The sequence below is a fragment of the Mesorhizobium terrae genome (assembly GCF_008727715.1).
GTDB lineage: Bacteria > Pseudomonadota > Alphaproteobacteria > Rhizobiales > Rhizobiaceae > Mesorhizobium > Mesorhizobium terrae.
This window is the reverse complement of record NZ_CP044218.1, coordinates 881,473-897,781: the sequence shown is the minus strand read 5'-3', so window position 1 is coordinate 897,781 and position 16,309 is coordinate 881,473. Positions and strand designations below refer to the sequence as shown.

At 65.2% G+C, this 16,309-nt stretch carries 16 protein-coding genes and 1 riboswitch; of the genes, 12 read left to right on the top strand and 4 right to left on the bottom strand.

Annotated features, from left to right (window positions below; all coding sequences use genetic code 11):
• Nucleotides 1-102 precede the first annotated feature (102 nt).
• Complete coding sequence (locus FZF13_RS05425; RefSeq protein ID WP_024927211.1) at nucleotides 103-702, bottom strand: TetR/AcrR family transcriptional regulator; 600 nt, start codon at nucleotides 700-702, stop codon at nucleotides 103-105.
• Between the two features lie 88 nt (nucleotides 703-790).
• On the opposite strand from FZF13_RS05425, the gene FZF13_RS05420 reads away from it, so the two are divergent.
• Together FZF13_RS05420 and FZF13_RS05415 are read left to right on the top strand one after the other, a co-directional pair.
• The gene (locus FZF13_RS05420) at nucleotides 791-1,708 is read left to right on the top strand and encodes an alpha/beta hydrolase family protein (protein WP_024927212.1); all 918 of its coding nucleotides are present in this window, start codon (nucleotides 791-793) and stop codon (nucleotides 1,706-1,708) included.
• Between the two features lie 194 nt (nucleotides 1,709-1,902).
• Nucleotides 1,903-2,280: a VOC family protein gene (locus tag FZF13_RS05415; RefSeq protein WP_024927213.1), complete on the top strand. Its 378-nt coding sequence runs from the start codon at nucleotides 1,903-1,905 to the stop codon at nucleotides 2,278-2,280.
• Nucleotides 2,281-2,569: 289 nt separating this feature from the next.
• Here FZF13_RS05415 and FZF13_RS05410 read toward each other — a convergent pair whose 3' ends face one another.
• A complete protein-coding gene (locus tag FZF13_RS05410; RefSeq protein WP_024927214.1) occupies nucleotides 2,570-3,301 on the bottom strand; it encodes a 16S rRNA (uracil(1498)-N(3))-methyltransferase in 732 nt (243 codons plus the stop codon).
• A 191-nt stretch (nucleotides 3,302-3,492) separates the two neighbouring features.
• Here FZF13_RS05410 and FZF13_RS05405 point away from each other — a divergent pair, with 191 nt between their 5' ends.
• The gene (locus tag FZF13_RS05405) at nucleotides 3,493-3,888 is read left to right on the top strand and encodes a GFA family protein (protein WP_024927215.1); all 396 of its coding nucleotides are present in this window, start codon (nucleotides 3,493-3,495) and stop codon (nucleotides 3,886-3,888) included.
• 3 nt (nucleotides 3,889-3,891) lie between these two features.
• Here the strand turns inward: FZF13_RS05405 and FZF13_RS05400 are convergent, their stop codons facing one another.
• A complete protein-coding gene (locus tag FZF13_RS05400; RefSeq protein WP_024927216.1) occupies nucleotides 3,892-4,326 on the bottom strand; it encodes a GFA family protein in 435 nt (144 codons plus the stop codon).
• A gap of 175 nt (nucleotides 4,327-4,501) precedes the next feature.
• Between FZF13_RS05400 and FZF13_RS05395 the strand changes: the two genes are divergently transcribed.
• The gene (locus tag FZF13_RS05395; protein WP_024927217.1) at nucleotides 4,502-4,879 is read left to right on the top strand and encodes a winged helix-turn-helix transcriptional regulator; all 378 of its coding nucleotides are present in this window, start codon (nucleotides 4,502-4,504) and stop codon (nucleotides 4,877-4,879) included.
• A gap of 146 nt (nucleotides 4,880-5,025) precedes the next feature.
• Entirely contained in the window at nucleotides 5,026-6,471 is a 1,446-nt protein-coding gene (locus FZF13_RS05390; protein ID WP_024927218.1) for an MFS transporter, read from the top strand.
• Nucleotides 6,472-6,564: 93 nt separating this feature from the next.
• Here the strand turns inward: FZF13_RS05390 and FZF13_RS05385 are convergent, their stop codons facing one another.
• A complete protein-coding gene (locus FZF13_RS05385) occupies nucleotides 6,565-7,224 on the bottom strand; it encodes a hypothetical protein (RefSeq protein ID WP_024927219.1) in 660 nt (219 codons plus the stop codon).
• A gap of 92 nt (nucleotides 7,225-7,316) precedes the next feature.
• On the opposite strand from FZF13_RS05385, the gene FZF13_RS05380 reads away from it, so the two are divergent.
• From FZF13_RS05380 to thiS, 7 genes are all read left to right on the top strand, one after another.
• Nucleotides 7,317-8,015, top strand: coding sequence for a type 1 glutamine amidotransferase (locus FZF13_RS05380; RefSeq protein WP_024927220.1), 699 nt, complete (start codon nucleotides 7,317-7,319; stop codon nucleotides 8,013-8,015).
• A gap of 292 nt (nucleotides 8,016-8,307) precedes the next feature.
• Nucleotides 8,308-8,448, top strand: a complete 141-nt coding sequence (locus FZF13_RS05375; RefSeq protein WP_162531498.1) for a hypothetical protein — start codon at nucleotides 8,308-8,310, stop codon at nucleotides 8,446-8,448.
• Between the two features lie 209 nt (nucleotides 8,449-8,657).
• On the top strand, nucleotides 8,658-9,641 hold the full coding sequence (locus FZF13_RS05370) for an AraC family transcriptional regulator (RefSeq protein WP_024927221.1): 984 nt from the start codon (nucleotides 8,658-8,660) through the stop codon (nucleotides 9,639-9,641).
• A gap of 108 nt (nucleotides 9,642-9,749) precedes the next feature.
• Nucleotides 9,750-12,845 (top strand): autotransporter outer membrane beta-barrel domain-containing protein, encoded by a 3,096-nt coding sequence (locus FZF13_RS05365; RefSeq protein ID WP_150978924.1) that lies wholly within the window; start codon nucleotides 9,750-9,752, stop codon nucleotides 12,843-12,845.
• A gap of 235 nt (nucleotides 12,846-13,080) precedes the next feature.
• A riboswitch (TPP riboswitch) is annotated at nucleotides 13,081-13,191 on the top strand.
• Between the two features lie 118 nt (nucleotides 13,192-13,309).
• Entirely contained in the window at nucleotides 13,310-15,142 is a 1,833-nt protein-coding gene (thiC, locus tag FZF13_RS05360) for a phosphomethylpyrimidine synthase ThiC (protein ID WP_024924631.1), read from the top strand.
• A complete protein-coding gene (thiO, locus tag FZF13_RS05355) occupies nucleotides 15,139-16,128 on the top strand; it encodes a glycine oxidase ThiO (RefSeq protein ID WP_024924632.1) in 990 nt (329 codons plus the stop codon). Before thiC ends, thiO begins: the two co-directional genes overlap by 4 nt.
• Entirely contained in the window at nucleotides 16,112-16,309 is a 198-nt protein-coding gene (gene thiS, locus FZF13_RS05350; RefSeq protein ID WP_024924633.1) for a sulfur carrier protein ThiS, read from the top strand. The genes thiO and thiS overlap by 17 nt, the downstream gene beginning before the upstream one ends.

The window sequence follows — 16,309 nt, the reverse complement described above, 5'->3', positions numbered from 1 at the left end:
TTGATCGCAGGATCGCCGCGCGGCTTGAATGAACGAAATGTCAGTAGGGGAGCAAGCAAAAAATCCTGAGCCAATCGTCAACAGGATTTGATCGGCCGCGATTCATGGCCCGGCAGGCGCCAGGACCGGCCCTTGCGCAGCCCGCACCAGCGAGGCGGCGGCCATGCCGGCGGTCTCCATATAGGAGGGGTCGCGGTTCAAAAGCACGGTGGCGAAGGAACCGTCGAGTAGCAGCAGCACCTGCCGCGCCGTCTGTTCCGCGGCTTCGATGCCCTCGGCCTCGAAAACCGTCTTCAGCCAGGCTTCGAAGTTCTTCTTGTGGGCAATGCCGATGCGGATCGCCGGGTGGCCCGGCATGTCGGCGAGTTCGGCGGCGGTGCGCAGGAAGCCGCAGCCCTTCCAGGCCGGGCGCCGCGCCGCCGCCGCCAGATGCTGGAAGATCGCGGCGACCTTGTCGGCGAGTTGGCCCTCGCTCTCGGTGAACCAGTGCCTGAACAGCCCGAGATTGGGCTGGTCGCGCCGCTCCAGATAGGCGGCGATGAGGTCGTCCTTGCTGGCGAAATGGTAATAGAGCGTGCGCTTGGTCAGTCCGGCCTTCTCGGCCACGGCATCGACCGAGACGGCGCGAATGCCCTGGCCGTAGAACAGTTTGGATGCGGCGGCGACGATGCGCTCGCGGGTGGTGTTGGCGGTCGGTTTCATGGTCGATGTATACCGACTAGTGAGTGTAACAACAAGCCGCTCCGGTCTATGCAGGATCCACGTATTTCGCGTCCCGAAAGGATCGGCAATGTCCATCATCGCGCCCGTCCAGGAAGCCCGGCCGCTGGAGATCGCCTGCGCCGACGGCGTCGTTCTAGGCGGTCATTTTTGGCAAAGGGTGCGCGGGGCGCCGGCCGGCACCGTCATTGTCAATCCGGCCACCGGCGTGCTCGCCCGTTACTATCATCATTACGCCCGCTTTCTCGCCGCCCACGGCTTCGATGTCGTCACCTACGATTATCGCGGCATCGGCGCCTCGCGTCCGGCGAGCCTCGGCGGCTGTGCCTATCGCTGGCGCGATTGGGGTGAGAAGGATTTCGAGGCGGCGCTGGCCTGGGTGCGGGCGCGGGACGCCTCGGCACCCGTCTTCGTTGTCGGCCACAGCGTCGGCGGCGCCTTGCCGGGGCTGGCGCGCGGCGCCTCGAATATTCGTCGCCTGCTCTCGGTCGGCGGCCAGTTCGGTTGCTGGCGTCACTACGCGCCGGCGCACCGCACGCGACTTTTCCTGAAATGGCATGTCGCCATGCCGGCGCTCACCGTACTGTGCGGCTATTTCCCCGGCCGTCGGCTCGGCTGGCTGGAGGATCTGCCGGCCGGCGTCGCCTATGAATGGAGTTTCCGCCGGTCGCGCCTCGAAGACAATTATCCGGAAGCGGAGCGTGAAATGATCCTCAGGCGCTTCGATGCGGTGACGGCGCCGATCCTTGCGGTCACCCTGTCCGACGACGCGATCGCCACCGTGCCGGCGATCCGCGCCGTGCTCGAGCGTTATCGCGGCGCGCAGCGCACACAGGTGCTGCTTGACCCGGCCGATCTCGGCCAGGATGCGGTCGGCCATTTCAGCCTGTTCCACAGCCGCCACGCCAATGGCTTCTGGCTGGATACGCTGTTGTGGCTGCGCGACGGCATCAATCCCTGGCCGGACAAGGAGGTCGTCGGAGATTGAGGCCTGTTTGCCGCTGCCCTGCACCGTTGCGGGCGAAAAAGAACGGAGTGTCTTCGATGCCTGTTTTCCTGAAGGCCGCGGCAGGATAGATTGCGTTTCGTGGGCACCGTCCTGCTGATCCAGACAACGAAGCGCGCTGCATCGACCGGCACCGTCCGGAGTGTGGAAGCGGCTTCGCAAGCAGAGGTTCCACGATGAACGATATCGCCGATCACGGCGTCCGCTTCGGACGCATTGCTCCCATGGTGCCCGTAAAGGACATCGGCAGGGCGCTCGATTTTTACACCAGGGTCCTCGGGTTCACGAAGACCTTCGAGAACGGCAATCCCGTCGGTTTCATAATCCTGGAGCGCGATCAGGGGGAACTGCATCTGACCCTGCAGCCAACCCACAAGGCTGCTGTTTTCAATGTCGCCCATCTGCTGGTCGACGACGTTGACGCTCTCCACGCCGTTTGCAAGCAGCACGGGGTGAGGATCATCAAGAGCCTGCAGGACAAGGACTACGGCTTGCGGGCTTTCGTGTTCGAGGACCCGGACGGAAACCGCATCGATGTCGGCCAGGTGATCTGAGGCGGGTCGCGCGGGCGATCGGCTCTTTCGGCCTCTCATGGGGCCGTCAACGACTTCGCTTCAGTCGAGGCCGGAAGCCTGAGGCCCCCTTTTCCCTTCTCCCCTTGTGGGAGAAGGTGGATCGGCGCTCTAGCGCCGAGACGGATGAGGGGTGTTGCAAGAAATGAGGCTGAGCAAACGGCTTCCGTGACACCATTCCCGAATGTGGAGCGGCGCACTCCGTCCAGCACCCCTCATCCGACCTCGCCTTCGGCTCGGCCACCTTCTCCCGCAAGGGGAGAAGGAGAAGCTACCAATCCCCTATCGCCGCCTGCATCACCGCAAGGGCCGCAACGGCGGCCGTGTCGGCGCGCAGGATGCGGGGTCCGAGCGGAATGGCGGTGACGAAGGGCAGCGCGCGCAGCAACCGGCGCTCGTCGTCGGAGAAGCCGCCCTCGGGGCCGACCAGCAGCGCCAGCTTTTTTTCCGAAATTTTCTGAAGTGCGGGCAGGGGATTGTTGGTCGAGGCGTCCTCGTCGCAGAACACCAGCCGCCGTTCCTTGTCCCAGTCGCCAAGCAGCCGCTCCAGCTTCTGCGCCTCGCGCACCTCAGGCACCGCCAGGATGCCGCATTGCTCGGCCGCCTCGACGGCATTGGCCTGCATGCGCTCGGCCGTGATCTTGCCTTGCGTGTGCTGGGTCATCACCGGCTGCAGGATGCCGGCGCCCATTTCGACCGCCTTCTGCACCAGATAGTCGAGCCGGCCGACCTTCAGCGGCGCGAAGCAGTAGACGAGGTCCGGCAGTGGCGGTTGCGGCCGCTGCAGTTCCCTGCCGGTCAGCCGCACCGCCTTCTTCGACTTCGCCGTGAGCGCCGCCGTCCATTCGCCGTCGCGACCGTTGAAGACCAGGATTTCCGCGCCTTCGGAAAGCCTCAGCACATGCATGAGATAATGGCTCTGCTGTGGGGTGGGCTCGAATTCGGCACCGGCGGAAAGGTCGTCGGGCACGAACAGCCGTTGCATTTTGTAGTTGGCGCGCATGGCCGAGCAATGCGGCAGCCGGCCCCCAAGGTCAAGCCACCGCCAGCGACGCCGCGACGTCGCTTTCGCCGCTGCCCGGCGGGCGCGGCGGCCATAGTCTCGGACGCTCGAGCACTTTGAATTTGCGCATCGTGCTTGCCGAAAACCGATTCCGGTTTTCGGGCCGATGCACAAGCGGAGGAGAGACGAGCATGACCGGCATATTGCGCGGCGGCTGCCTGTGCGGCGGCACCGCCTACGAATTGCGCGGCGAGCGGCGTCCGGTCGTAGCCTGTCATTGCGTGCAATGCCGCAAGACCTCCGGCCACTATGTGGCGGCAACCCAGGTCGCCGCCGACGAAGCCGTCATCACCGGCGACACACTGACCTGGTTCCGCTCGTCGGACATCGCCGAGCGCGGCTTCTGTTCGGTCTGCGGTTCCAACCTGTTCTGGCGCAAATTCGGCAGCGACCGGCTGTCGGTGTGGGCGGGCACCATCGACGGACCGACCGGCCTCAGGATGGAAAGCCAGCTCTATCCCGAATCCGCCGGCGATTATTACGATCTGCCGGACGTGCCCTCGATCGAGCAGGCGACGTTGAAATAGCGCTCAGTCGCTGATGCGCGTTGCCGGCCCTGGTTCGAACCAGTGGTGCTTGCGGCGGGCGCGGAACAAGGTCGCCGGTGGCGCGAAATCCGGTTCGGCAAAGCAGCCGACCGAAACCGAGACCGCGCCCGGCAGGCCCTCGCCGGTCATGAACACCAGCGCCCCGCAGGTCGGGCAGAAGGTCTGTTCCACCCAGCGCCCCGGACCGCCCGTTCGCCGCCAGCTGCGCCGCTCCCCTTCAATTTGCACCACCGCTTCGTCGACGAACACGGCCCGGTAGGAAAAGGCGGTGCCGGTTGCGCGCTGGCATTCCAGGCAGGCACAGGCGTAGACGCTGCGCGGCTCCCCGGAAACGGTGATGCCGAGCCCGCCGCAGCCGCATTGCGCGGTCCTGGTTTTGGTCTTTGCCGATTGTTCCGCTGGTTTCACACTGTCCATTCCTGCCGCCATCCCGTCAGGAGGTTTCGGGCCGGTCGCTTTCTGCGCCTTGCCGCAACGGGCCTGTGCCCGTACCTCTCGTTGAAGCTGATCGTGGTGATAGGTCGACCCCGGACCGAGGGTAAATTACGCACTTTGAAGTAAGTGCCGCCCCGGCTCGGAAGCGGAGGGAAACATGAAACGTCTCGATACCGACGAATGCGGTTTCGCTACCGCGCTGAATGCCATCGGCGGCAAATGGAAGCTGGAGATCCTGTGGGAGGTCACGCTTGCGCCGCGCCGGTTCGGCGCTTTGCGGCGGCTGTTGCCAGGCGTCAGCGAAAAGGTTCTGGCCCAGCAGCTTCGCGAGATGGAAGCCGATGGCCTGGTCTGGCGCCAGGTGTTTCCCGGTGCGGTGCAGAAGGTCGAATATTCGGTGACGGATGTCGGCCGCACCCTCAACGAGGCGGTCGGCGTGATGTCGGCCTGGGGCAAGGCGCAGGAGCGCCGCATGGTTCTGCACCCGGTCGTCGTCGCGGAAAAACCGCGTCCGCTGATCCGCCTGCGCGCATGAATGGCAGCCGCTTACCGCAAGGTAGGCGCTTACATTCCAGTCAGCGCTAACATCATTGTCAGTAATTGCATGTCGGCGCGGCATGCATAATTTCCGCCCCTCGACGCGATCGGCCAGTCGGCCGCGCACCATTCGAGGAGACAGTCATGTCCGACCAACAGCATCCCGCCGCCGGGCGGCCGGCCACCGCGCCCGACCCGAGGCGCTGGCAAGCGCTGGCGCTGCTCTGCGCAACCTATTTCATGGTCTGCCTGGACGGGCAGATCGTCATTCTGGCGCTGCCGTCGATCGAACGGCAACTGGGCTTCACCGTTGCCGGCGTTCAATGGGTGATGAGCGCCTATATGCTGACGCTGGGTGGCCTGCTTCTGCTCGGTGGCCGCATGGCGGACCTGCTCGGCCGGCGGCGCATGTTCATCGCCGGCACAGCCCTGTTCCTCGCCGCCTCGCTGCTTTGCGGCCTTGCCCGCGCGCCCGAGTTCCTGGTTGCGATGCGCATTCTCCAGGGCATCGCCGCGGCGATCATGACGCCGACTGCGCTGTCGATCCTGATGACCACGTTCGAGGAAGGGCATGAGCGCAACAAGGCGCTCGGCTTCTGGTCGGCAATGGGCGCGAGCGGCGCCACGGCGGCACTTGTCGTCGGCGGTCCGCTCAACGACTGGCTGGGCTGGCAGTGGGTTTTCTTCATCAATGTTCCCGTCTGCCTCGCCCTGCTGGCGTTCAGCCCGTTTCTGCTCAAGGAGAGCCGCGACACCTCGCATGGCCGCGGCTTCGACGTCGCGGGTGCGGTCACCGTCACGGCCGGGCTGATGGCGTTTGTCTATGCCATCGTCGAGGTGCCGCAACTGGGTTGGACCCATGTTAACACCCTTGCCGCCTTCGGCGCTTCGGCCTTGCTGCTTCTGCTGTTTGTGGTCATCGAGGCACGTTCAGCCTCGCCTTTGGTGCCGTTGCGCATCTTCCGTTCGGTGCGCCTGGTCGGCGGCAATCTGGTCGTGCTGCTCGCCGGCATGATCGTCTTCGGCATGATCCTGGTGCTGTCGCTCTATCTGCAGAAAGTGCTGGGTTATTCGGCGTTGCAAGTCGGCGTCAGCACGATGATCTATTCCGCTATCGCGATCGTCATGTCCTACTCTTCGGGACCGATCGCGAGCCGCATCGGCGCCCGCCCGCTCGCCGTCATCGCCATGGCATTGATGGCAGCGGGCTGCCTGTTGCTTGCCAGGGCAGGCGGCAACTACTGGATCGACATATTGCCCGGGCTCGTCATCTTCGGCCCCGGCATCGGCGCGGCGGTCGTGTCGGGTTCCATTGCCGCCCTGTCGGATGTCGCCGAGGGCGATTCCGGCCTGGCATCGGGCATCAACAGCGCGGCCTTCCAGCTCGGCGGTGCATTGGGCGTCGCGGTCGTGGCGACCGTCGCTGTGTCCTGGAGTGGCGGATCGGATACGGTCGCCGCCCTGACCACGGGCTACCAGGCCGGTTTCCTGGCCTGTGCCGTCCTGGCGGGGATCGGCGTGCTCGTTGCGCTGTTCCTGCCTGGCAAGGCACCGGCTGGCGCCGCGACCTCGGTCGTCCACCTGGGTTGAACAATCCCGGAAAAAGGTGAGCGGCCGATTTCCGTCTGGAATTGCGCCGAACAAGCAGAGCGGGTCGTCGTCTCGGCGAGGCGCTGATCCACTCTAAGCCGGCCCCGCGCTCGCGTGCCAGACGGGCGCGAAGCCGGCTTTCAGCACCGCGATCGTCGTTGGCGGCGTGATCAGCGCGAGCGACGTTCCGCCTCTTGTTGCCGTCTCGACGCCGACCGGCTTTTCGTACCCGGCAAAGCTCCAGCGTAGCAATTCGCCGCTGCGTACGGCAAAAGGCACGCCGCCGATGGCGACCATCGCGCCATCGGGCAGCTGTGCGGTTTCTTCGGCCCGGATCGACGGCAGCGGCTTGCGCGACGAGGCGAAACGCTCGTTATGCAGGCGCGCATCCACCTGCGGCGCGCGCGGCTCGGCGATGCCGAACGCCTGGCCGAACCGGCCGAGGAACTCGCTGGCCCGCGCCCGCTGGCAGAAGAAGCAGGGCCGGTGCCCGGCGGCGAGCGCGGTCGGCTCGTCGAGGAAGAACAGCTCGGTCCAGCCCGGTTTGCCACCCGGTCGGTTGCGCCCCATCGGCTCGCGCTTGCGGCCCTGATAGTCGCAGAGGCAAATGATCCAGGCCGGCAGCGCCCAGCGCTTGTTCAAGAGCGTCTTCGTCGCCGGATCGTGGATGATGCCGCGGTTGCCGGTGAACAGTCCGCGCTCGGCCACGGCATGGATGGCGCCGAAGGGATCGACCCGGTTCTGCAGTGGCATAGGCTTTTTCCCTCGCTGTCAGCCGCCGGCGCTTGGCCGGCACGATGCCGCCATGTTACCCCGTCGCGGGGTTCATTCCTGTCAGGATGGTCATGCGGGTCCTTGTCGTCGAGAATTATCAGAACACCGGCCTCGGCAATGTCGGCGCCGCCCTTGCCGAAGCCAAGGCCGAACTCGATGTCCGCCGGCCCTATCTTGGCGAGGAATTGCCCAGCGATGCCAGCCAGCACGACGCGCTGGTCATGTTCGGCGGCGGCCAGAATGCGCTGGCCGACGACACCCATCCCTATTTCCCGGCGTTGCTCGACCTGATCCGCGATTTCGAAGCCAGGGATCGTTCCGTGCTCGGCATCTGCCTCGGCAGCCAGCTTCTGGCGCGCGCCTTCGGCGGCACCAACCAGGTTGGCGGCGCCACCGAATTCGGCTGGTGCGGTGTCACCCTCACCGAAGCGGCGAAATCGGATGCGGTGCTCGGCGCCATGCCGGTGGCTTTCCCGATCTTCCAGTGGCACGACGACACGTTCTCGCTGCCGCCGGGCGCCGTGCGCCTGGCCGGCAGCATGGTTGCCGAAAACCAGGCCTTCCGCCTCGGCCGCGCCGTCTACGCCTTCCAGTTCCATTTCGAGGCGGATCGCGCCGTGGTCAACCACTGGTCGACCGCCTTCGCCGAAACGGTTGCGGCGCGCTGGCCCGACTGGCCGCAACGGTTGGAGGCCGAGACCGCGCGCAACGGCGCGCTGGCCGACCAGTCGGGTCTTGCCATCGCACGCGCCTGGGTCGCCACGATCTAGCTCCAGTCCCGCCCGTCGAAGCGACCTTCCGTTGCGTTCGCGTGGCAAATTTGGCACGCCGGCTGAAAACCGCTGTGGACGGCGCTTTTCGTGCTTGGTCTGTGTCCGGCTCATTTCCTAGAAGGCGGCAGCTGGCTTGCCGGCGCGCTGTGCCACTGTGGCACAAGCGTCACACGGCCCGCAAAGAAGACGCGCAAGGCGTCCGAATTCGACGAGAATTTGAGACGAACTGTGAGTTTCAACACATTCGTAACCAGTCGGTCGCAGGACAATACAGAAGGCTCAACCAGAGATGACGTCCGTGAAAGCAGCGCTTCTGTCCTTTGTAATGCTGTCCGCCATTGTCGTATGCGGCCTGGGCATCTACGCGGCCGACGCCGCCAACAACCACATCGCCGTTGACGGCTATGGCGTGGTCTCCGCCTCGCACTGATCTTTTTGACAGCTGCCGTTCGCACCGGTTTCCAATGGCGCGAAACCGCCGGCATCTGCCGACGAGCGACCTTGTGGCGCTCGCGGATCGATCCGTCCCACCCTCGAAACTCGACGCCGCGCCTGTTCTGGCGCTAGGATGAGCCTGTCATCAGGGCTCGCGGCGACGCTTGCGTCGCCCGGCATGCGTCGACCGACCGGGGGAAAAGGTTGAACGCCGCGCATCTTTTGCAGTTCTCGTCCGAACGGCTGCCCGGACAAAAGCGCCTCGACGCCTGGCGTGAGGTGTTCAGCCGCGCCGTGCTGAAAAGCGACGTCACCCCCGTCAACCAGGACGAGCCATTCCACGCGCGGATGGCGTTGCAGCACTTGCCGGGCCTGTCGATCACCTGGGGCAGCAGCTCCAGCCTGCGCATAGAGCGCCCGCCCGGCCTCGTCGCCGATGGCGACGACGATCTTATCCTGATCCTGTCCCTGGCCGGGCAAGCGACGGGCCAACAATGCGGCAGGGAGTTGCAGCTTGAACCGGGCGGCGCGGTGCTTTGGGCGAACGGTGTCCCCGGCCGTTTCCGCTGCAGCCAGAACTATTCGCTCACCCAGTTGAAGCTGCCGGCGCGGGGGCTGCAGACTATGGTCCGCGATGTCGAGGGCGCCGTCATGCGCCCGTTGGATCGGCGCGGCAAGGCGCTGGCCGTGCTTGCCGGCTATGTCGCCGCCTTGCGCCTCACGCTGGACCGCACGGCGCCCGAGGCGCGGCTCATGTTCGCCACCCATATTCGTGACCTGGTGGCGCTGACCCTGGGCGCCGATGCCGATACCGCCGACCTGGCGCGCCGTCGCGGCCTGCGCGCCGCCCGGCTGGCTGCGGTCCGCGCCTATATCGCCGAAAACCTCACGCGTCCCGATCTCGGCGTGCGCCAGGTCGCGGCCAGGCAATCCATCAGCCCGCGCTACCTGCAGATGCTGTTCGATGCGGAAGGAACCACTTTTTCGGAATTCGTGCTCGAGCAACGCCTGGCGCGTATCCATCGCCTGTTGACCGACCCGCGCCTGGACAAGCTGCCCATCGGCGTCATCGCCCTCGATGCGGGCTTCGGCGATCTTTCCTATTTCAATCGTGTCTTTCGCCGCCGCTACGGCGCCACGCCGTCCGAGATCCGCGCCGCCGCCGCGCGGGAAAATAACGACGGCTAGTAGCACTTCGCCCCAGGCCGGATTTCGCTTCGCGCCAGCCCAAGCGCGCAGTCGGTGCTGCGATTATCGTCCGTCATCGATCGCGATTCAGCGGAGAGACGACTGCCGATGGGGGGATTTGACGCGCGATGGCCGCTGGGCCGGCTGGGCTTTGCCACCTGTGTCCTGTTGGCGGCCTGGCTCGGCCAGGCCGTGGCGCAAGCGGTCTGGAATGGAAGCACGTCCGCGAATTGGTTCGATGGGGCCAATTGGAATGGCGGCGCCGCACCCACCGCTCTCGACCCGGTGACCATCGATGTCGTGGCGCCCAACGGCACCGTCTTCAACGCACCGGGTTCTTCCATCGATATTCAGAGTTTGCTTGTCGGCCGATTGGCACAAGGTTCTCTGGAGATATCGGAGGGCGAACTTAAAGTCGCCGACTATGGGGCGATCGGCAGCCTGCCGGGGGCGAACGGGTCGGTGCGCGTCCGCGGCGCGAATTCGACCTTTGATGTCAACAACGGCCTTTACGTGGGCGAACTGGGTGTCGGCACGCTCACCGTCGAAGGTGGTGCCCGATTGCAAAATGAAGCAGCCGTGCTGGGCTACTTCGCCGGCGGGGTTGGTTTTGCAACGGTCAGCGGCGCCGGATCGATGTGGTTCAACGAAGACAATCTCACGATTGGTCAAAACGGCGAAGGACACCTTACCGTCGCCGATTCCGGTCAAGTCTTGACCAACAACAGTTCGACTATTGGTCGGCAGCTGGGTTCTCTGGGGCAGGTGACTGTGACCGGCGCAGGCTCATCTTGGCTCACAGACAACGAACTGCTCGTCGGTTCGCAAGGAACCGGGCGGCTATCTTTGGAAAATGGTGGCGTTGCTGTCAGTCTGACGGCTGTCGTTGGCGCGCAATCGACGTCGACCGGCTTCGTCAGGGTCGACGGCAGCGGCTCGGCATGGGCGGTCACCGAGGGCATTGGTCTCGGCTTCGCCGGCGCCGGGGAATTGGAGATAACCAATGGCGGCAAGGTCACGGCGGATTACCTTTTTTCGGGGTCGGAGAATGGGGCAAGCGGCCGGATCTTTGTCTCCGGTGCCGGATCGCTGCTGGAAACGGCTCATGGAATTGGCCTCGGTTATGGGGGGGCCGGGAGCCTGACCGTCGCGGACGGCGCCGTCGTCCGCTCAACCGGAGAGGAAACGATCATCGGCGTTGCGGTGGGCAGTGGTGGCGCCGCGATCGTCACGGGAGCCGGCTCGCTTTGGCAAAACAGTGCGTTGCTCGTCGGCAACTTCGGCAATGGTACGGTGACCGTCACCGACGGGGGGCGGATTGCCCTGGCTTCCGTCCTCGACATCGCCGTTAAGCCCGGTTCGAGCGGAGTTCTCAACATCGGTGCGGATAAAGGCGAGACGGCGATGGCACCGGGGTTTGTCGACGCTGCCCTCGGCATCGAGTTCGGCGACGGAACGGGCGAAATCAATTTCAACCACACCGCCTCGAACTATCTGTTTTCCCAATCGATCGTCGGCAATGGCTTGATCAACGTACTCGCCGGGCGAACGGTGCTCACCTCCGACGCAAGCCTTTTCACCGGTGAGACTGTGGTTCTGGGCGGCGCGCTTTCCGTTGACAGCAAGCTTGGCGGCACTCTCCTGGTCGGCACTGCCGGCCGGCTGGAAGGAGGAGGACAGGTCGGCTCCGTCACTGTTGCCGGCACCGTCGCGCCTGGCAATTCGATCGGGACGTTGAACGTGGCGGGCAACATCGCCTTCGATCCGGGCTCGACCTACGCGGTCGAAACCAATGCGGCCGGTCAGTCCGATCGCATCGCGGTGACCGGCACGGCGACGCTTGCCGGCGGTACCGTCTCGATTTCGGGCCCGCTCCAGCTTGGCCATCGCTACACCATCCTGACCGCCGGTGGCGGCGTTGCCGGCACCTTCGCCGGCCTGTCGGCTGCTACCAGTTCTCCGTTCCTGGCACCGGCGCTGGCCTACGATCCGAATTCCGCCTATCTCGATGTCGTCCGCAGCGGGCTCGCCTTCGCCTCGGTCGGCCAGACGCCGAACCAGATCGCCACGGCTTCGGCGCTGGACGGCATGAGCCTGGACAATCCCCTGATCGGCGCCGTCGCATCGCTGTCTATCGATCAGGCTCGTTCCGCCTTCGATGGCCTGTCGGGTGAGGTGCATGCCTCGACGGTGACGGCATTGATCGAAGATAGCCGCCTGATACGCGCGGCGATGAATGACCGGCTCCGTTCTGCCTTCGAGACGGTTGGTGCCGCGCCGCTGCCTTTGATGGGTTATGACGAAGCGGCGGGCGGCAATGCCGCGCTGGAGGCGACGGCTTCGATCGCGTCGGCGAGTCCAGCGACAGCATCGGCTGCCGAACGTTACGGCGTCTGGGGTTCGGCCTTCGGTTCATGGGGCTGGACCGACAGCGATGGCAATGCGGCAAAGCTGTCGCGCTCGACCGGCGGTTTTGTCACCGGCATCGACGGCCTCGTCACCGACGACTGGCGGCTCGGTTTCCTTGCCGGCTACAGCCATTCTTCGTTCAAGGTGGATGACAGACGGTCATCTGCCTCCAGCGACAACTATCATCTCGGCGCCTATGGCGGCACGCAATGGGGTGCGCTCTCCTTGCGCTCCGGCCTTGCCTACACCTGGAGCGACATCGACAGCGGTCGATCCGTGTCTTTCCCCGGTTTCACCGACGCGCTGTCGTCCAGCTATCGTACCGGCACCACGCAGATCTTCGGCGAACTCGGTTATGGCATGAAGGCCGGCAATCTCGCCTTCGAGCCCTTCGCCAACCTGGCTTACGTCAATGTCCACACCAATGCTTTCAGTGAGAAAGGCGGGGCGGCGGCGCTGACGGTCCGCAGCAGCTCCAACGCCATCACCTTCACCACCTTTGGCCTACGGGCATCTACCGACTTCGACCTCGGCGCGGTCAAGGCGACGGCGCGCGGCATGATCGGCTGGCGCCATGGTTTCGGCGATGTCACGCCCAATGTCACCCAGGCCTTCGCCGGCAGCAATGCCTTCACCATCGCCGGCGCGCCGATCGCACGCGAAAGCGCAGCACTCGAGGCGGGCTTCGACGTCGCGCTGACACCGACCACCACACTCGGCATCTCCTACCAGGGCCAGCTCGCCGCCAACGCCCGCGACCATGGCGTCAGGGCCGATTTGAATGTCAGGTTCTAGGACGATGGCCGGTGCCAAAACGCAGAACGCGAAACGTGCTGAAAAGCCGGTCGTTTGAACGGGAAAGGCCTTAAAATGCGCGCGAACGGACCCTTGTGAATTCGTTTCGCGGCGTCTGGCACCCGTTTTTCCGTAAGCTATTGATCCTGCACCACGAAGTTATTTGACTCTCGGCGCGCTTGCCGTCGCCTTTCCACATCCCTGTTGACAATCATGCGGCTTGTCGTTCACCCTTGAGGCTCACCAGGGGGGTCCCGACAAGGGGCTGAGATACTGCTGAACGCGCAGTGACCCGTTGAACCTGATCCAGTTCATACTGGCGTAGGGACGGTGGGAAGCTTCGCGGGCCGGCGTTTTTCGGCTTTGGCGGTCGGGCAGATGCCCGAACTCCCTTCAGCGAAGCATCACTTCCTCCTCATCGCATGGACTGGGTCTCCGTTGCATTCGAGCAAGGAGGCTCACTCATGAATATCCACACCCCGAAAGTCACCGTCGGCGCGTTGCCGGCGTCGCGCAAAATCTACAAACCGGGCACGCTTCACACCGGTCTGCGTGTGCCGATGCGCGAGATTTCCGTGCATCCGAGTGCCGGCGAACCGCCGGTCACCGTCTATGATTCCTCCGGTCCCTACACCGATGCCGGCGTCGAAACGAGCATCGAGCGCGGCCTGTCCAGGCTGCGCCAGGAATGGGTTGAGGCGCGCGGCGATGTCGAGCGTTACGAGGGCCGGCTGATCAGGCCGGAAGACAACGGCTTCGTCTCCGGCGATCGGCTGACGCCGGAGTTTCCGGTGCGAAACCAGCCACTTAGAGCGAAAGCGGGACGCGCCGTCACCCAGCTTGCCTATGCCCGCGCCGGCATCGTCACGCCGGAAATGGAGTTCGTCGCCATCCGCGAAAATCTCGGCCGCGAGGCGCTGCGCGTCAGGTTGGAACGCGACGGCGAAAGTTTCGGCGCGGCGATTCCGGACTATGTCACGCCGGAATTCGTGCGCGACGAAGTGGCGCTCGGCCGCGCCATCATCCCCGCCAACATCAATCACCCCGAGAGCGAGCCGATGATCATCGGCCGCAATTTCCTGGTCAAGATCAACGCCAACATCGGCAACTCCGCCGTCACCTCGTCCATGGCCGAGGAGGTGGAAAAGATGGTCTGGGCGATCCGCTGGGGCGCCGATACGGTCATGGACCTGTCGACCGGCCGCAACATCCACAACATCCGCGACTGGATCATCCGCAACGCGCCGGTGCCGATCGGCACGGTGCCGCTTTACCAGGCGCTGGAGAAGGTCGGCGGCGTCGCCGAGGACCTGTCCTGGGAGGTGTTCCGCGACACGCTGGTCGAACAGGCCGAGCAGGGCGTCGACTATTTCACCATCCACGCCGGCGTGCGGCTGCCCTACATCCCGCTCACCGTCGATCGCGTCACCGGCATCGTCAGCCGTGGCGGCTCGATCATGGCCAAATGGTGCCTCTACCATCACCGGGAAAGCTTCCTCTACGAGCATTTCGAGGAGATCTGCGACATCTGCCGCGCCTACGACGTGTCGTTCTCGCTGGGCGACGGTCTGCGCCCGGGCTCGATCGCCGATGCCAACGATGCCGCGCAATTCGCCGAGCTGGAGACGCTGGGCGAGCTGACGAAAATCGCCTGGGCGAAGGACTGCCAGGTGATGATCGAAGGGCCCGGCCATGTGCCGATGCACAAGATCAAGGCCAATATGGACAAGCAGCTCGCAGTCTGCGGCGAGGCGCCGTTCTACACGCTTGGGCCACTCACCACCGACATCGCGCCGGGCTACGACCACATCACCAGCGGCATCGGCGCCGCCATGATCGGCTGGTTTGGCACGGCCATGCTCTGCTACGTCACGCCCAAGGAACATCTCGGCCTGCCAGACCGCAACGACGTCAAGATCGGCGTCATCACCTACAAGATCGCCGCGCACGCCGCCGATCTCGCCAAGGGCCATCCGGCGGCCAAGGTGAGGGACGACGCGCTATCGCGGGCACGTTTCGAGTTCCGCTGGGAGGACCAGTTCAACCTGTCGCTGGACCCCGACACCGCGCGCGCCTTCCACGACGAGACCTTGCCCAAGGAGGCGCACAAGGTGGCGCATTTCTGCTCCATGTGCGGGCCGAAATTCTGCTCGATGCGCATCTCGCACGACATCCGCGCTGAGGCACAAAAGGAAGGCCTGGCGGCCATGGCGGAAAAATTCCGTATTGGCGGCGAGCTTTACATGCCTCTCGATCAGGCCGAGGTCGCCGAAACGGAACCGGCGAACCGGCCATGAAAGTGCTGGTCCGCGGCGCCGGCGTCGCCGGGTTGACGCTGGCGCATGAACTGGCGTTACGCGGCGCCAGCGTGATCGTGGTCGAACGGCGCCGGGCCATTGCCGGCAGCGCCTCCTGGCAGGCCGGCGGCATGCTGGCGCCGTGGTGCGAGCGCGAAAGCGCCGAGGAGCCGGTGCTGACATTGGGGAAGGGCGCGGCCGACTGGTGGGATGCCGCGCTGCCCGGCCATGTCGTGCGCACCGGCACGCTGGTGGTGGCGCCTGCGCGGGACACGGTGGAACTCGATCGTTTCGTGCAGCGCACCAGCGGCTTCTCCGTCGTCGATGGGGATGCGATCGCCGCGCTCGAACCCGATCTCGCCGGTCGGTTTCGGCGCGGACTGCTCTTCGCCGGCGAAGCCCATCTCGATCCGCGCAAGGCCCTGGTGGCGCTAACCGGAAAACTGGTCGGCATGGGCGTACGCTTCGAGTTCGGCTACGGCGCGGTGCTAGCGCCCGGCGCCTTCGATTTCGAGGCGGATTGTACGGGCATGGGCTCATCCGCGTCTGGTCTGCGCGGCGTGCGTGGCGAGATGCTTTTGCTGCGCACGCGCGACGTTGCGTTGGCGCGCCCGGTGCGGCTGCTGCATCCACGCTTTCCGGTTTATGTGGTTCCGCGTGCGGATCACATGTTCATGGTCGGCGCAACGATGGTCGAGAGCGCCGCCGACGGGCCCGTCAGCGCGCGCTCGACCATGGAATTGCTGGGCGCCGCCTATGCGCTGCATCCGGCCTTTGGCGAGGCAGAGTTGGTCGAGGCCGGCGCGGGCGTGCGTCCGGCCTTCGCCGATAATCTGCCGCGTGTCAGCCGCGACGGAAACCGCGTGAGCATCAACGGGCTCTACCGCCACGGCTTCCTGCTGGCGCCGGCGATGGCCAAGCAAGCCGCCGACGTGATCCTGGACAATCCGACAGCAAGGGAGCTCGTCCATGAAGCTCACCGTTAATGGCGAGACCCACGAGGTTACCGCCGTCACGCTCGCGGGGCTGCTTGCCGAACTCGACTATGAGGGTGGCTGGCTCGCCACCGCGCTCAATGGCGAGGTAGTACCTGCCAGGGAGCGCTCCGGTTGCCGGCTCGCCGAGGGCGACCGCATCGAAATCCTGTCACCGATGAAGGGAGGCTGA

Excerpts from the sequence above, each read along its gene's own strand:
- thiC (WP_024924631.1), top strand. The coding sequence starts at position 13,310 with ATGAATATCCACACCCCGAAAGTCACCGTCGGCGCGTTGCCGGCGTCG.
- FZF13_RS05380 (WP_024927220.1), top strand. The coding sequence starts at position 7,317 with ATGCGGGTCCTTGTCGTCGAGAATTATCAGAACACCGGCCTCGGCAAT.
- FZF13_RS05410 (WP_024927214.1), bottom strand. The coding sequence starts at position 3,301 with ATGCGCGCCAACTACAAAATGCAACGGCTGTTCGTGCCCGACGACCTT.
- FZF13_RS05420 (WP_024927212.1), top strand. The coding sequence starts at position 791 with ATGTCCATCATCGCGCCCGTCCAGGAAGCCCGGCCGCTGGAGATCGCC.
- FZF13_RS05375 (WP_162531498.1), top strand. The coding sequence starts at position 8,308 with ATGACGTCCGTGAAAGCAGCGCTTCTGTCCTTTGTAATGCTGTCCGCC.
- FZF13_RS05395 (WP_024927217.1), top strand. The coding sequence starts at position 4,502 with ATGAAACGTCTCGATACCGACGAATGCGGTTTCGCTACCGCGCTGAAT.
- FZF13_RS05365 (WP_150978924.1), top strand. The coding sequence starts at position 9,750 with ATGGGGGGATTTGACGCGCGATGGCCGCTGGGCCGGCTGGGCTTTGCC.
- FZF13_RS05390 (WP_024927218.1), top strand. The coding sequence starts at position 5,026 with ATGTCCGACCAACAGCATCCCGCCGCCGGGCGGCCGGCCACCGCGCCC.
- thiS (WP_024924633.1), top strand. The coding sequence starts at position 16,112 with ATGAAGCTCACCGTTAATGGCGAGACCCACGAGGTTACCGCCGTCACG.
- FZF13_RS05405 (WP_024927215.1), top strand. The coding sequence starts at position 3,493 with ATGACCGGCATATTGCGCGGCGGCTGCCTGTGCGGCGGCACCGCCTAC.
- FZF13_RS05385 (WP_024927219.1), bottom strand. The coding sequence starts at position 7,224 with ATGCCACTGCAGAACCGGGTCGATCCCTTCGGCGCCATCCATGCCGTG.
- FZF13_RS05415 (WP_024927213.1), top strand. The coding sequence starts at position 1,903 with ATGAACGATATCGCCGATCACGGCGTCCGCTTCGGACGCATTGCTCCC.
- FZF13_RS05400 (WP_024927216.1), bottom strand. The coding sequence starts at position 4,326 with ATGGACAGTGTGAAACCAGCGGAACAATCGGCAAAGACCAAAACCAGG.
- thiO (WP_024924632.1), top strand. The coding sequence starts at position 15,139 with ATGAAAGTGCTGGTCCGCGGCGCCGGCGTCGCCGGGTTGACGCTGGCG.
- FZF13_RS05425 (WP_024927211.1), bottom strand. The coding sequence starts at position 702 with ATGAAACCGACCGCCAACACCACCCGCGAGCGCATCGTCGCCGCCGCA.